The following is a 14376-nucleotide window of genomic DNA, read 5'->3' as shown; positions in this document are numbered from 1 at the left end:
GTGGACCAGGGGCCGAGCATGGTAGGAATTCCTTATGGGGGAATCACACGTCTTCGTGACCAGAGGCAGCCTGACCAACTTCGCTTGCGATGCATGGCTGCTTCCGACCGACCGCACCTACAGCATTGCTGGGCACTGGCGGGAGGCACTCCCAGGGCTGGAATCAGTGGTAGCCAGCAGCAGGGACGTCGACTTCGCCAGCGGGGCTAAGCGAGCGCAGCCTCTCGACTCCTGGCCTGCCGATGAACCCATGCCGGTCCTCACTGCCGTGCCGTATTACGGCATTTCCTCGGTCGAGGATCTGGTTCCACCGTTGAGTGAATTCATTCGGGTCGCAGCGGAGCAGGTCGAACGACGACGGCGGGCTGCGAACGACGATCCGTCCCGCCCCGTTCCCTTGCTGGCCATGCCGCTTTTCGGCACCGGCGGCGGCGGAGCAGGACTGGTGCGAGGCGACGTGATCCAGCGGCTTCTCCAGGAGGCACGCCGTGCCGCGGCCGAGTCCGACGTCGACGTCGCGCTGATTCTCACAAACGAAAAGGACTTCGCCTTCGCCCAGGAGCTGCGGAAGCGCCAGCCGGACTGGTGGAAACCCCTCGATCGGGAGCTGAAGGATCACGCTGCACGACTAGGCGCGCATGCCCGAGACGGCAAGCTCGTTCCTTTTATGGGCGCAGGTGTCAGCATGAGCGCCGGTGCCCCGAGCTGGGACAATCTCCTGGCGGCTCTGGCCAAGGCCGCACAGCTCTCGCCCCCTGAAAGTAAGTCACTCAAGAAGCGCGGGCATCTGGACCAGGCCGGCATTCTGCGCTCTCTTTATGAGGAACGCTCCGACGCGGGCGGTCGGAGTTTCAATCAGTCCATCGCCGATCTGGTGGAGCTGAAACGCTACGGTTTGGCACCGGCTCTCCTCGCCAGTCTGGGCAGCAGGGAGGCGATCACCCTGAACTACGACGAACTCTTTGAATTCGCTTCGGCCGACGCCGGCGTCCCCCGGTCGGTCATTCCTGACGGCGGCGGGGAGAACGACGACTGGCTGCTGAAACTTCATGGTTCGGTGACGAACCCTGACTCGATCGTCCTCACCCGCGACGATTATCTTGGTTTCAACGCATCACGCAACGCGCTCTCGGCCCTGGTGAAAGCCACCCTCATGACGCAGCACATCCTGTTCGTCGGCTTCGGCCTTGCCGACGACCACTTCCACGAGATCCTGCACGACGTGAAGCGTGCCCTTCCTCCGGAGCCCCGGGGCAAGGATGGCGCCGCGACGGCGCTGATGCTGTCCGCGGATCCCCTAGACCGGCGGATGGTTTCCCAGCTGAACTTGGTGCCGATGAATGAGGAATCTTCGGAAAAATCCAATGCCGCGGCAGGACGGACCCTCGAAATCTTCCTGGATCTTCTCGTAGCTCTGTCGACGGACAGCCATTCGTATCTTTTGGCCGAGGGCTACGAAGGAGCACTGACCGAATCCGAGCAGTCCTTGCGGGAAACCCTGCTGGATCTCACTAAGCGGCTCACCGACGACGAAGCTCAAAGCAGCGGCGGCGTCCGCCTGCGGGAGATGCTGGCAGAGCTGGGAGCTCCGACTCCCAGCTCCTAGTTTCCTTACGCTCGTGCGTGCCTAGCTATGGAGCTGCTTGCCACTCGCAACTCATTGGTTTCAGGTTCTTGATGAAGGCGTCTTGGACCAGTTGCGTGCGTATTCATCGGCAACTTGTGGCCAGATAACCCTCCGCCCGTCAGCGATCGACTGCAGTTCCTCAACCAACGCCCCGGAGACGACGAAATCGTGTGGGATAACCCTCCCCGCTCGGTCCTTTCGTCCTTCCGGATCTGGAAACCGGAGGGCGATTTTCGCGCCGACCCGGCGACACACCTCAGGTTCATCCTCCAAGCCGGAAAAGGCCTCTTGGTAGGCCGGGAGCGGGTCCTCCAAACCGCCATCCCGGAGGAACTTGAAACCCCAAGCCTGTCCCCGGGTCGCCCAGATTAGGCTCATCTGCGACTCCTCAGGAGAACGCCGTCCTCTTCCGCCTGGTCCAAGTCCATTCTGAATCGGGTTAGCGTAGCGGAAAGGTATTCCTGTTTTGCCATCGCGTCAGCGTTCATTTCTCTGACCTTGTCCCCGGCTAGATTCACCGCGCCGCTCAGTACATCCGGGCCAATCAGGTTAACCAGAAGACCCATCCGTCCAGGGATGTCCAACTTGCGGCCAGTCAAGGCAGCAGCCAGCACTCCAACCCCACCCAGGAGGTTTTCGGCCACCTTTCTAGGGAGCTGCTTGGCCTGGGCCCACTTGGCGTGACGCTCAAACGGGAGCATCGCCGCCAACGGCTGGATCAGGTCGATGCCGATGCGCTTGTTGACCTCAATTCCGCCTCCGTTGAACCTCGCGGATGAGAAAAGAACGAAATCCTCACCCACCGATAGGGCCTCGCTCCCGTCTACGAGCTCAGCCAGCACCTTGCGCAGCGCGTCTATGTCGTCACAAGCCTTCTCGATGAGAAGATCCCGGAATTTGAAAACATCCATGTCTGGCAGCAGGTCGGCCTTGGATAGTGCCATTACCCATATGCGAGGAAAATCTACGATCGGCTTGCCATCTTCGAGCAAGTCATCTTTCAGCGACAAGAGCCCATTATGGAAGTTAGCCATCAAGGATTTCAGGTACCGCTCTTCCTCACCAGCATTGTCCAATAGGCGTTGGGCATCTACCAGCAAAAAGGCCACATCGGAACCGAGCAAGGACCTGAAAGCGTCGACCCTATGCTGGGCTTCGGTAGGCCCGCTTACGCCCTGCTCAAACCATTCTCCGGGATAATCGTGCCAGACGAGCCGCAGCGCATCAAAGGGTTTAGCCTTGAATGCCTTCGCCTTGGCGCCTTCCTTCAACTTCACTGAAAAGCTATAGGAGTCTGCGGCGAATTTGGTGGGCACGGGCACTCGGGATGAATCCCTCATTCCCAAGTAATTGCGGTGCAGCCGCGAGCCTTGGCCGATATCGTCAGCCACCACATGGAACACGTTCTTTTGCCGGTACTGGGGTTCCTGTGTAGCGCCATAGAAAGAGGAGAGCAACACAGTCTTTCCACTGCCAGCCTCCCCAAACACTGCAATCTGTTGCTCTAACGCTCTGTTCAATTTCATGTAGTGAACAATACGTGACCCCTACGGCGTACTTAGTTCTGACCTCACCGTGATACCGAAGCTCTGAACGTTATCGCCCCAGATGCCAGCTGTAACTGGCCTCGTCCCAGTTGACCGTGGCCGAGAATACGTAGCCGCTTTCGGATCCGTCGTCCCCAAATCGTTAGCAGCATTTGGTGCGCATAATGCCTATCCGGTTCGTGCGGGACAACCACACGGTTTTTCAGCGCAGCCCGAACGGTCCCTCCGCCGCAAACGCATACTCCGCGAACCGCTCCCCGATCAGCCGGTGCGTATCCGTATCTGGATGCAGCGCGTCGGGCAACGGATGCGCTTCAGCGTCCGCTGCCCCGTAAAGACTCAGGCCGTCCAGGAAGTACAGGTTCGGATCATCTGCCCGGCGTGCCACCAGCGACTCCAACGCCTCGCGGATCACCCGCAGCGTCAGCTGCCCGGCAGCGACACCCTCCGGCGAACCGGTCGCAATAAACCGAACCTGATCCGTCCCGAACGACGCTGGGTCAAAGGCACCGGGCCCCGGAGTGTCCTCGTGGATACCGCAGAAGATGGGCGAGATGAGCACCAGAGGCGTCTCGGGATGCCCCTCGCGGATGGTGTCGAGGAAACCGTGCACCGCAGGCACAAAGGCGCGCAGCCGCATGGAATCCATGTTCACCACATTGATACCCAGCTTCACGCTGATGACATCGGCAGGGGTATCGCGCATCACCTGCGCCGTGAACGGATCCACGAGGGCGCTCCCGCCAAGGCCGAGGTTCTGCAGTTCAACCCCGCCCAACTGGGCCGCAACCGCAGGCCAGATCTGAGCCGGCGTGGCGGCATTCGAACCGTGGCTGATGGAGCTGCCGTGGTGCAACCACACGGGCCGCCCCGAGGAATACGGTGCGACCGGAGCGTCCGAGCGCATCTCGACCAGCTCAACCACCTCATTGTGCGGCAGCCAAACCTCCACCACCTTGTCGCCCGCCGGCAGCCGGAAGACGCTGGTATGCGACGGCCCCTCAAAAGGAGTCGCGGCTCCGGTCGACATATCCACCTCGACGTAGTCGCCGCCGGTGAGCTCGTCGCTCTCGAGCAGCTTCCCGTCAACCACCAGGTCAACAAAGCCCCGCGGCCGGTCCGCACCCCGGTAGACCACCCGGGACGGGTGCGTCACAACCGCCAGGACCTCCGCCGTCGTCGACATTGCCAGCCGGACACCGGACGGCTGGCTTTCCGCCATCATCAGCTGCGGATCGGGGAACCGGTTACGCACCGAAGCCGGCAGCCGATGTGGCCGAAGACCACGGGGAGTCGTTTCCAGTTCCGCCGCACCAATAACGAGCGAAGGCGTAATGGGGGTGGTGATCATGAAGCGCGCTTCTCTCGGTTGTCCGGCTCAAAGGTTAGGCACCCTCAGTTTACGCGGCAGCCACGCACGACAGCGGCACCCCGGTTTCCCGGGATGCCGCTGCGAATGCCAAACGGATGTAGTTACGACGTCTTCTCGGAGAAGGATGAATCGATATAGGTGTCCTGCTTGATGGCTTCCTCGTACTCAATGGCACCGGATTCCATCCAGACAGCTTCCATGCCCTCCAGCTGCTCAGGCAGCGGTTCCAGATTCGGCATCCAGGTGTAGAGCGGTACGGATTTCAGTTCCTCGACCGTCTGTCCCGTCGCGTCGGCAATGATCTTCAGGTTCTCGTCCGAGTAGCGGTCCTCGCCCTGCAGGTCCTTTGCAGCCCGGGCTACGGCATCGAAGAACTTCTGTGCGTTCTCGGTGTCGGCGAACTGGCCGCCGTACAGCATGCCGGTACCGGAAGTCCCGGCCGGCGGGACAGCCATGGAAACGCCAGTGCCGTCTTCGATGGCCAGCGTGGAGAAGGGAGCCGAGATCAAGCCGGCGTCCAGGCTGCCGTTGGCCAGCGCCGTCGGCATGTCCGGGTTGCCGAGGTTCACAATCTCGACGTCATTGATGGTCAGGCCTTCTTCTTCGAGAGCCAGGCTGAGCAGGAAGGCACCCGTGCCGCCCGCACCGCCGGCAGCACCGATCTTCTTGCCCTTCAGGTCAGCGATGCTGGTGATATCACCGGAATCAACTTTGGCCTTGGAGACCACCAGGTCAGTCGGGCTCTTCTCGGTGTCGCCGTCGCTGACGCCCATGGACGCCACAACCTTGATGTCCAGGCCGGTTGCAATGGCACTGAACATGCCGGCGGAGAAGCCGGCGGCAACGACGTCGAGCTTTCCGCTGGACGCCAGCGGCACCGCGTCCTGGCCGGACTTCACGGTTTCGAGCTGGACGTCCAGGCCCGCTTCGTCGAAGTAGCCCTTCGCTTCAGCAACGTAAATCGGGGCGAAAATCGGCAGCTGGACAATTCCGACCTTCACCGTTGCGGTTTCCGTGGTCCCCTCTTCGGAGGAAGAGGAGCCCGAGTCCGCGCCGCAGGCGGAGAGGGCAAGTCCGGCCAGCACCGTTGCTGCCAGGACCTTGAGGTGTTTTTTCATTTTTGATCTTTCTTCTTTGATCCGGATGAGTATTTCCAGGGCAGGGCAGCCCGTTCAAGAAGGATGATGAGCGCCGTCACCGCTGCGCCCACCAGGGACACCACAATGAGGCCGACGTACATTTTGCTGGGCTGGAACAGCTGCCAGGAGTTCCAGATGAGATAGCCCAGTCCGTTATTGGAGGCGACAAACTCGACGGCGGTGATCACGATAACGGACATTCCCGCGGCCACGCGCAGGCCCGTCATGATCGCCGGAGTTGCGCCGGGAAGCAGTACGTAGCGGAAAAGCTTCAGTCCGCTGGCCTTGTAGGCCCGGGCCGCTTCCAGCACCCGGCTGTCGATCTGGACAATGCCGGCCAGGGTGTTGATCTGCATTACGAAGAACACGGAAATGGCAACGGAAAGCACCTTGGGTGTCTCCGTCAGCCCGAAGATCAGCAGCAGCAGCGGAACAATGGCGATTTTCGGCAGGGCATAAAGGGCAGTGAAGGTCGGCCCCAAGGCGGCGCGCACCGGCCGCCAGACTCCCATCAGCAGGCCGGCCAGGATGCCGGTGACGGCGCCCAGTACGAAGCCCAGCAGCAGTCGGCCCATGGTGGCCGAGGTGTGCTGCCACAGCTCGCCGCTCAGGGTCATCTTCCATGCCTGCTCGGCGATGAGGCTCGGCGGGGTGAAGAGCCGGGCGTCCAGGGCACCGTTCCGGGCGGCCACCTCCCACAGAGCCAGGAGCAGCACCGGGGTCAGGGTGGACAGCAGGATGTCGCGGTAGCGCAGCCGGACAACCTGCCGATACTCACGGCGGATGGCGCCGTCGAGCTCGGAGGAGTCCGTGGTCTTGGGGGCAGTTGCGGTGTTAGTCATTAGGAGAACCTCAAAGATGCTTGTACCTCGTCGCGGAGGGAATCCCAGATGTCCTGCTTCATGGAGCCGAATTCGCTGGTGCCCTCGATTTCCATGCTGCGGGGACGTCCGAAGGGCACGTCGATGATCTCCTTGACGCGGCCCGGGCGGGCGGACATCATCACGATCTGGTCGCCGAGCAGGAGGGCCTCGTCGATGGAGTGCGTCACCAGGACAACGGTTTTGCGTTCCAGTTCCCACAGCCGGACCAGTTGTTCCTGCATCAGCATGCGGGTCTGCGCGTCCAGGGCTCCGAGCGGCTCATCCATGAGCAATGCCGGGGACCCGGTGGCAAAGGCCCGGGCAATGGCGATGCGCTGCCGCATCCCGCCCGAGAGCTGGTGCGGATAGCTTTCCTCGAAACCGGTGAGGCCGGCTTCCGCAATCCAGTGCCGGGCGTGTTCGAGGCGTTCCCGCTTGCCGACGCCGGCCATGTGCTCGCCGAAGGCCACGTTCTGCAGGACGTTGAACCACGGGAATACCCCGTGTTCCTGGAAGACAAAGGCCGACGCCGGCACCTTCTCCGCGGAAACGTTCCGGGTGACCGTCCCGGTGGTAGCCGTTTCCAGTTCCCCCAGGATCCGGAGCAGGGTGGACTTCCCGCAGCCGGACGGGCCGACGATGCAGGTAAAGGAGCCCTCTTTCAGCTTGAGGTTGATGTCATCAAGGGCGTGCACGTTCTGCGATCCGGTGAAGACCTTGTGGACCGAGTCGACCTCGAACGCGTAGCGAACCTCGGGTGGAGCTTGTGTCATTTCGAAATTCCTCATCAGGTGGAGGGATGCATGCTGGGCTGGCGGGGAGGACGCGGTGAGCAGAAGACGCCGCCGATGAACTGACGGTCCCAGTCGGACTCTGCGGCCGAAGCCGGTGCCGCCGGACCGGTCAGGTCTCCGGCGTAACGTTCTGCATCATCCTTGGGAACGTAGCCGAGGGCGGCCCCGGCGTCCGGCGAGAGATAGCTTCGCGTGTTGGCTGAAACCCCCCAGACAATCCGGAATCCTTTCACTGAATCCGCCAGGGCTGCCGTAAAGAGGCGGGCGGCGTCGTCGGGCGAGAGCCAGGTGCTCAACATCCGAACGTCCCGCGGCCGGTCGAACCGCGACGCGATGCGCAGGCAGACTACGTCCATCCCGAAACGGTCGGAATAGTAGCTGCCCAGCGCTTCCACCGCCGCCTTCGAGACGCCGTACAGAGTGTTCGGCCGCACCGGGGTGTTGTCCGGAACGGAGTCCCCGGCCGGAGGCACCGGGGTGAACCCGGCGGCATGGATGGAGCTGGCAAGGATCACCCGCGGCACCCCGGCCATGTGGGCGGCTTCCAGGACGGAATGGGTGCCGTCGATATTCGCGGACAGGATCCGGTCCCAGTCATCTTCCAGCGGAATCCCCGCCAGGTGGATGACGGCACCGCATCCGCGGAACGCCTCCACGAGCGTCCCGGTGTCGGCCACCTCGGTGAGCACCCAGTCCTGTCCGAAGGATTCGGCCGGCGGTGTCCGGTCCACGCAGACCATGGAGTAGCCGGCATCGGCCAGCCGGGGAATGATGTCCCGGGCCAGGCTGCCGGCGGCACCGGTGACGGCGATCCGTTTGGGGTCCGGATGGTTGATACTCACAGCAGGGCCCCCTGGTCTTGAAGCAGTCCGCGCAGCTTGGAAACGTCCACACTGCCGGTGGAACTATGGAGTGATGCGGCCAGGCCGGCCGCATGCCCGGTGGCGAACGAGGTGCCCATCACCCGCAGCGACGCAAACGAGCGGCTGTCACTGCTGGTGAGCCGGCCTGCGCCCCAGAGATTGGTGATATTGGCACTGGTCACGGCCCCGTAAGGGATGTCGTACCACTTGCGGTCCTTGATGCCGCTGTAGGTGGTGGCACCGGGGGTCGCATGGTCCTCCATCGGCCAGCCGCACCGGGCAATCCCGTCCGCCGGACGACGCCGGGCGGTCAGGACGTCGTCGGCGGTTACGCTTTCGCGGCCCTGCATCCGGCGGGCTTCCCGGATGCCGATCTGCGGGCCGGTGGAGGCCAGATACGCGCCGGACCAGCCGCGCATGCCCGCCTTCAGCGCCTCGAGGTAATGCCGGGCCTTGACGCGGCCGTCCTGTTCGGCGCGGGAAATCTCGTGCACGTCCAGGACGTCCACGTATTCGTCCGCGAGCAGGAGCATCAGCTCGCGTGAACGGGGCATCCGTACGCAGGTGCCGTTGCTCCGGGTGAGGATTTCCCCGGTGGTTTTGCCGTAGGCGGCGAAGGCGTCATCCATGGCCGCGGTGGACAGGTCCGCGTCTTCGCCGACGCCGCCGACCCGCATCACCAGGGTGCTGGCCTGGCGGCGTTCGGTCGGTGAAAGCTGGAACTCGGCGCCGGCGGCCTGCAGCAGCGCGCCGTCCCCGCTGCAGTCCACGAACGCGGTGCCGGAAAGACGCAGGTTGCCGCCGCGGTGCACCACCTGCACGGCGCTGATTCCGCCGGCGTCGGTATCCGCGGCTACGAGGGTGCTGTGGAACAGGACGTCGACGCCGGCCGAGCGGACCAGCTGGTCCAGCACCGACTTAGTGGTTTCCAAATCGAGGACCACGATGGTGTTTCCCGTGGCGGGCGAGGTCTCGAAGTGCAGGAGTTCCTGGCGTTCCAGCTCGTCCAGGAAGTCCTGCCCAATGCCGCGCACCACCTGTTCCCTGGTCTGGTCAAAGAAGCCGCAGTAGGCCAGGACCGAGCTGTTGGTTGCCGCTCCCCCGAGGAATCCGTAGTGCTCAATAAGGCAGACGCTGGCTCCGGCACGGGCAGCGCTGACAGCTGCTGCCACCCCGGCAGCGCCGCCACCCACAACGACGACGTCGTAGGTTGCGGTGGTGGAAAGGGAAATCATCAAAATCCTTAGATTGCAGGTGAATCACGGAGTGAGCTGAGTCACACCAAGCACATAAGAACCATGGTCCACTTGTATGCATAAATCAAATGCCTAAAAGTGCCTGTCGGTATGCCTTTTAGGTATCTCAGGTCGCAGGGGGCAGGAACATGGAAATCCGGCAGTTGAAGTACTTTGTCCGCACGGCGGAGACCGGCAGCATCAGCGGCGCCGCCGTTGAACTGCATATGACACAGCCGGCGCTGAGCCGGCAACTCGCCGAGCTCGAGAAGGAACTCGGGGGTGCCCTGCTGCAGCGGAACCCGCGCGGCGTGACGCTGACTACCCTGGGACATGTCATCAAAACCCACGCGGACACCATCCTGGCTCAGGTGGACCGCACCCCGGAGCTGGTCCGGTTGGCCGCGGGCAGCCGCTCACTGATCCGCCTCGGTGCCCCTCCGGGATTGCCGCATGACTGGTTCCGCGCTGCCGTCCAGACGGTGGAGTCCGCAGGGTTGGCGGTACGCTTTTCGCTCTATGAGGCCAGCAGCGATGAGCAAAGCCGTTTGCTGCGGGCCGGCCAGATCGACCTGGCCCTCCTGCACACGGAACCCGCGGAAGGGATCAACGGGCAGCACCTGCTCACCCAGCCGCTGGGGGCAGCCGTCCGGCCGACGTCACCGCTCAGCACCCGGGATGTCCTGGGCCTCTTTGATCTGGACGGCCTCACCGTGATGGCACACGCTGCCGGGGAAATCCGCATCCAGGAGGTCAAGCTGCGCAGCGCCGCCGAGGCCGCAGGCGTGCGTACGCACTGGGTCTTCCGGCGGTTCAGCCACCACAGCCTGCTGATTGCCGACCTGGCCGACGCCGATGCGGCGCTCACCACCGAGGCGTCCGCAGGGCTCAACTTTCCCGGGTGGAAGTGGGTGCCGCTGACGGCACGGGATGCGGCCGGGCATTTACTGCAGGTCGAGACGTGGGCGGCATGGAACGCTGCGGCGTCGCCGGAGGTCCGGAAGGTCGCCGACCTGTTCCGGTCGACGCCGGTGCAGGTCCTGGACGGGCCGGAAAGCTAAACCCCCACCCGCCCCGCAAGCATCCGCTCCACACTCTCCGCAGACAGCGCATGCTGGATGGCAAGCTGGGACGCACCGAGCATCCCGGCGTCGAGCCCGGACGCGGACTGCACAATCCGCAGGTGCTGGGTGGCCAGCGGCATGGTGCGCGAATAGACCACTTCGCGCACCCCGGCGATGAAGTGCTCGCCGGTCAGCGCCATCGAGCCGCCGAACACAATCACCTCGGGGTTCAACATGCTCAGGCAGGCGGAGAGCACCTCGCCCACCTCGCGGCCGGCCTGCCGAACCGCATGCACCGCCTCGTGGTTGCCGGAATGGACCAGGGCGACGACGTCGCGCCCGTCCTCAGCAGCCAACCCCAGGGACTGCAACCGGGCAGCCACCGCCGGGCCGGAAGCCAGCGCCTCCAGGCAACCGCGGTTCCCGCACCGGCAGAGCAGGTCCTCCCCGCTCGGCACCCGGATGTGCCCGATGTCCCCGGCCACCCCGTCGGCGCCGCGCAGCAGGCTGCCGTTGCAGATGATGCCGGCGCCGATGCCGGTGGCGACCTTCACGAAGACGAGGTTCTCGACGTCAGGCCACGCAGCCTCGCGCTCCCCCATCGACATCACGTTCACGTCGTTATCCACCAGCACCGGCACGTGGAAGGATTCCTGCAGGTAGCCGGGCACGTCGAAGCCGTGCCAGCCGGGCATGATGGGCGGGTTGATCGGCCGCCCGGAGCGGTGCTCTACGGGTCCGGGCAGCCCGACGCCGACGGCGAGCAGTTCGGCGGCAGACCGGCCGGTCTCGGCCAGCAGCGCATTCCCAAGCTCCACCACGGTGTCCAGCACGGCAAACGGCCCGTCGCTGACTAACAGGTCGCGGGTGGCATCGGCCAGGGCGGTGCCGGCCAGGTCGGTGAGTCCCACGCGCAGGTGGCTTGCGCCGACGTCGACCCCCAGGACCACGCGCGCTCCGGTCTGCAGCGCGAACCGGGAGGACGGCCGCCCGCCGGTGGACACCGCGTCTTCAATGGGCGCCACGAGCCCGAGGTCCATGAGCAGCTCCAGCCGCAGCGCAATGGTGGAGCGGGCCACCCCCACCAGATCGGCCAGCTCGCTGCGGGTGCGGGGCTGTCCGTCCCGCAGGAGCTGGAAAAGTTCGCTGGCCCCGGGAGCGGTGGGGTTATTCCTTATATCGACCACTGGGCAATTGAAGCATAGGGATCGACGCTACGGCGTCGGCCCGGCGACGCGAACGGTCCAACAGACACCCTCATAACGCCCCCTTCCTTCGGCCGGTCCCCCGCACGGCGAACCGCTGCTGCAGCAGCACGGCCACCACAATGATCGCGCCGCGGGCCACGGCCTGCACCGAGGTGTCCAGGTTGTTTTGCGTAAAGACGTTGATGAGGGTGCTGAACAGCAGCACGCCCAGCACGGTGCCGACAATGGTGCCGCGCCCGCCAATCAGCAGGGTTCCACCGACGACGACGGCGGCAATCACTTCCAGCTCGTACAGCAGCCCATGGGTGGAGGTGCCCGCGGTGGTGCGGCCCATCATCATGATCCCGGCGATGCCGGCAGTGAGGCCGGAGAGGACGTACAACAGGACAATGTGCCGCTTCACCTTGATGCCCGCCAGCCGTGCGGCCTCCAGGTTCCCGCCGATCGCCACGGTCCGGCGCCCGAAGGTCGTGCGGTTGAGCAGGAACCAGCCGGCGACGGCCACCAGCAGGAAGATCCAGATCAGCAGCGGGACGCCCAGGAAGTTCGAGCGCATCACGGAGAGGAAATCCCGGTTGGTGACAATCTGCGTGCTGCGGCCGGAGATCAGTTCCGCCACACCGCGCGCGGCCACCAGCATCGCGAGGGTGGCAATAAACGCCACCACGTTCCCGTACGCGATGATCACCCCGTTGATCAGCCCAGTCCCCACGCCAACCGCCAGCGCCACCACCACCATCAGCAGCCAGCTGCTGTTCGTGGCGGCCAGCTGCACCGAGGTGAGGGTGGCCAGCACCGTGGTCAGGCCCATCACCGAACCGACCGAGAGGTCGATGCCGCCGGCGGTAATCACAAAGGTTGCCCCGATGGCGATCACCCCGAAGATCGACGCGTACCGCAGGATGGTCAGCATGTTGTCCAGGTTCAGGAAGCGCTCGCCGCTGGTGACCGCCCCGACAATGAACAGCAGTGCCAGGGCAATGACCAGGCCGATGTTGCGGCCCGCGGAGCCGCCCAGGAACTTTCCCAGCGGATTGCTTCGGGGCACCGCAGCCGTGCCGCCGCTGGGAGGCGGCTGCAGCGCCGCCGTCGTTGATTCGCTCACTGCGCACTTCCTTTCAGCACCAGGTCAAGCACGGCGTGCTCGTCCATTTCGTCTGCGTTGCCGGTGGCGAGGACGCGTCCGGCGTCGAGCACCAGGATCCGGTCCGCCAGGCCGATCACTTCCTCGATCTCGCTGGACACCACCACAATCGCCACGCCTTGGGCCGCGAGGCTGCGGATCAGGGCGTAAATCTCGGTCTTGGCGCCGACGTCGACGCCGCGGGTCGGCTCGTCCAGCAGCAGCACCCGGGTGCCGTGGATCAGCCACCGGGCCAGCAGCACCTTCTGCTGGTTGCCGCCGGAGAGGGTGCGGGCGGCCCGGTCCGGGTCGGGCGGACTCAACTGCAGCGCGTCGGCCTGCTCGCGTGCCGCCTTCTTTTCGGCGCGTTCGTTCAGCCAGCCGTGCCGGGCGAACCGGGCAAAAGTGGACAGGGTGACGTTGCGGTAGATGGGTTCCTCGAGCAGCAGCCCCTGGCTTTTGCGTTCCTCCGGGGACAGGCCTAGCCCGGCGTTGACCGCGGCACGCACCGACCCGGGCCGCAGCGTCCTGCCCTCCACAGTGACGGTGCCCGACGTCGCGCGCCGGGCACCGTAAACGGTCTCCAGAATCTCCGAACGGCCGGATCCCACCAGCCCGGCCAGGCCGAAGATTTCCCCGGCCCGGACCCTGAAGCTCACGTCCGCAAAGGAGCCGGCCAGCCCGAGTCCCTCCACCTGCAGCGCCACCGGGGCGTCCGACGACGGCGGCCTCCGTGGCGGGAACACGTTGGCGACGTCCCGGCCGGTCATCAGCCGGACCAGCTCCGCGCGGGACGTATCCGCGACCGGCAGGGAGGATGCGGTGCTGTAGCCGTCCTTGATCACCGAGATCCGGTTGCCGATCTGACGGATTTCCTCCAGCCGGTGCGAGATGTAGACAACCGCGATGCCCTGGCCGGTGAGTTCCCGGATCACCCGGAACAGGTTGGCCACCTCGCCGGAGTCCAGGATGGCGCTGGGCTCGTCCATGATGATCAGCCGGGCGTTGCGGGACAGGGCCCGGGCCAGGCTGACAATCTGCTTCCCGGCGGCGGACAGGCTGCCAACTTCCGCGGACGGTGACAGGTCCTCGTGTCCCAGCCTCGCCAGCAGCTCCCGGGTCCGACGGCGCGCGTCCCGCACGCGGAGCACTCCCCCGCGGGCGTCTTCGTGGCCCAGGAAGATGTTCTCGGTGACGCTCAGTCCGTCCACCACATCCAGTTCCTGGTACATGGTGGCAATGCCCCGTGCCAGGGCGTCGGCCGGCCGGGCCAGTTCCACCGGTTCCCCGTTCCAGCGGATCTCCCCGCCGTCCGGTACGTACACCCCGGACAGGGCCTTGATCAGGGTGGATTTCCCGGCGCCGTTCTGGCCCAGGACGCAGTGCACCTCGCCGGGCAGGACGTCCAGATCGACGCCGCGCAGCGCCCGGACGCCGGCGAAACTCTTGCTCAGGCTGCGCACCTCAAGCAGCGGCTGCTGTACCGGCTGAGGAGGGGCGGCAGATGCTCCCGATGCTGTCATGGCACGGAGCTTACACAC

12 protein-coding genes are annotated in these 14376 nt (G+C 64.8%); 2 read left to right on the top strand and 10 right to left on the bottom strand.

Annotation, left to right across the window (positions count from 1 at the left end):
- Window positions 1-34 precede the first annotated feature (34 nt).
- The gene (locus NNX35_RS12135) at window positions 35-1606 is read left to right on the top strand and encodes an SIR2 family protein (protein WP_255867889.1); all 1572 of its coding nucleotides are present in this window, start codon (window positions 35-37) and stop codon (window positions 1604-1606) included.
- 395 nt (window positions 1607-2001) lie between these two features.
- Here NNX35_RS12135 and NNX35_RS12130 read toward each other — a convergent pair whose 3' ends face one another.
- The 7 genes from NNX35_RS12130 to NNX35_RS12100 form a co-directional block, all read right to left on the bottom strand.
- Window positions 2002-3153, bottom strand: coding sequence for an ATP/GTP-binding protein (locus NNX35_RS12130; protein ID WP_255867888.1), 1152 nt, complete (start codon window positions 3151-3153; stop codon window positions 2002-2004).
- A 223-nt stretch (window positions 3154-3376) separates the two neighbouring features.
- Window positions 3377-4525 (bottom strand): GDSL-type esterase/lipase family protein, encoded by a 1149-nt coding sequence (locus NNX35_RS12125; RefSeq protein ID WP_255867887.1) that lies wholly within the window; start codon window positions 4523-4525, stop codon window positions 3377-3379.
- 122 nt (window positions 4526-4647) lie between these two features.
- The gene (locus NNX35_RS12120) at window positions 4648-5664 is read right to left on the bottom strand and encodes an ABC transporter substrate-binding protein (protein ID WP_255867886.1); all 1017 of its coding nucleotides are present in this window, start codon (window positions 5662-5664) and stop codon (window positions 4648-4650) included.
- On the bottom strand, window positions 5661-6527 hold the full coding sequence (locus tag NNX35_RS12115) for an ABC transporter permease (RefSeq protein ID WP_227923193.1): 867 nt from the start codon (window positions 6525-6527) through the stop codon (window positions 5661-5663). Before NNX35_RS12115 ends, NNX35_RS12120 begins: the two co-directional genes overlap by 4 nt.
- Window positions 6527-7321 (bottom strand): ABC transporter ATP-binding protein, encoded by a 795-nt coding sequence (locus NNX35_RS12110; protein ID WP_227923191.1) that lies wholly within the window; start codon window positions 7319-7321, stop codon window positions 6527-6529. Before NNX35_RS12110 ends, NNX35_RS12115 begins: the two co-directional genes overlap by 1 nt.
- A gap of 14 nt (window positions 7322-7335) precedes the next feature.
- Window positions 7336-8184 (bottom strand): NAD(P)-dependent oxidoreductase, encoded by an 849-nt coding sequence (locus NNX35_RS12105; RefSeq protein WP_255867885.1) that lies wholly within the window; start codon window positions 8182-8184, stop codon window positions 7336-7338.
- Window positions 8181-9440, bottom strand: a complete 1260-nt coding sequence (locus tag NNX35_RS12100) for an FAD-dependent oxidoreductase (protein ID WP_255867884.1) — start codon at window positions 9438-9440, stop codon at window positions 8181-8183. The genes NNX35_RS12105 and NNX35_RS12100 overlap by 4 nt, the downstream gene beginning before the upstream one ends.
- A gap of 149 nt (window positions 9441-9589) precedes the next feature.
- Here NNX35_RS12100 and NNX35_RS12095 point away from each other — a divergent pair, with 149 nt between their 5' ends.
- Complete coding sequence (locus NNX35_RS12095) at window positions 9590-10501, top strand: LysR family transcriptional regulator (protein ID WP_255863819.1); 912 nt, start codon at window positions 9590-9592, stop codon at window positions 10499-10501.
- Here the strand turns inward: NNX35_RS12095 and NNX35_RS12090 are convergent.
- From NNX35_RS12090 to NNX35_RS12080, 3 genes are all read right to left on the bottom strand, one after another.
- Window positions 10498-11682: an ROK family transcriptional regulator gene (locus tag NNX35_RS12090; RefSeq protein WP_255867942.1), complete on the bottom strand. Its 1185-nt coding sequence runs from the start codon at window positions 11680-11682 to the stop codon at window positions 10498-10500. The genes NNX35_RS12095 and NNX35_RS12090 overlap by 4 nt on opposite strands.
- Window positions 11683-11761: 79 nt before the next feature.
- The gene (locus NNX35_RS12085; protein ID WP_370647043.1) at window positions 11762-12817 is read right to left on the bottom strand and encodes an ABC transporter permease; all 1056 of its coding nucleotides are present in this window, start codon (window positions 12815-12817) and stop codon (window positions 11762-11764) included.
- Window positions 12814-14289 (bottom strand): sugar ABC transporter ATP-binding protein, encoded by a 1476-nt coding sequence (locus NNX35_RS12080; RefSeq protein WP_255867940.1) that lies wholly within the window; start codon window positions 14287-14289, stop codon window positions 12814-12816. Before NNX35_RS12080 ends, NNX35_RS12085 begins: the two co-directional genes overlap by 4 nt.
- Window positions 14290-14376: the final 87 nt, after the last annotated feature.

The sequence above is a fragment of the Arthrobacter sp. zg-Y844 genome, assembly GCF_024385465.1.
In the GTDB taxonomy this organism is placed as follows: Bacteria; Actinomycetota; Actinomycetes; order Actinomycetales; family Micrococcaceae; genus Arthrobacter_B.
This window is presented reverse-complemented; position numbering and strand designations above follow the sequence as displayed.

What these genes read in the sequence shown, in the direction of transcription:
- NNX35_RS12135 (WP_255867889.1), top strand. Translation starts at nt 35, where the DNA reads ATGGGGGAATCACACGTCTTCGTGACCAGAGGCAGCCTGACCAACTTC.
- NNX35_RS12130 (WP_255867888.1), bottom strand. Translation starts at nt 3,153, where the DNA reads ATGAAATTGAACAGAGCGTTAGAGCAACAGATTGCAGTGTTTGGGGAG.
- NNX35_RS12125 (WP_255867887.1), bottom strand. Translation starts at nt 4,525, where the DNA reads ATGATCACCACCCCCATTACGCCTTCGCTCGTTATTGGTGCGGCGGAA.
- NNX35_RS12120 (WP_255867886.1), bottom strand. Translation starts at nt 5,664, where the DNA reads ATGAAAAAACACCTCAAGGTCCTGGCAGCAACGGTGCTGGCCGGACTT.
- NNX35_RS12115 (WP_227923193.1), bottom strand. Translation starts at nt 6,527, where the DNA reads ATGACTAACACCGCAACTGCCCCCAAGACCACGGACTCCTCCGAGCTC.
- NNX35_RS12110 (WP_227923191.1), bottom strand. Translation starts at nt 7,321, where the DNA reads ATGACACAAGCTCCACCCGAGGTTCGCTACGCGTTCGAGGTCGACTCG.
- NNX35_RS12100 (WP_255867884.1), bottom strand. Translation starts at nt 9,440, where the DNA reads ATGATTTCCCTTTCCACCACCGCAACCTACGACGTCGTCGTTGTGGGT.
- NNX35_RS12095 (WP_255863819.1), top strand. Translation starts at nt 9,590, where the DNA reads ATGGAAATCCGGCAGTTGAAGTACTTTGTCCGCACGGCGGAGACCGGC.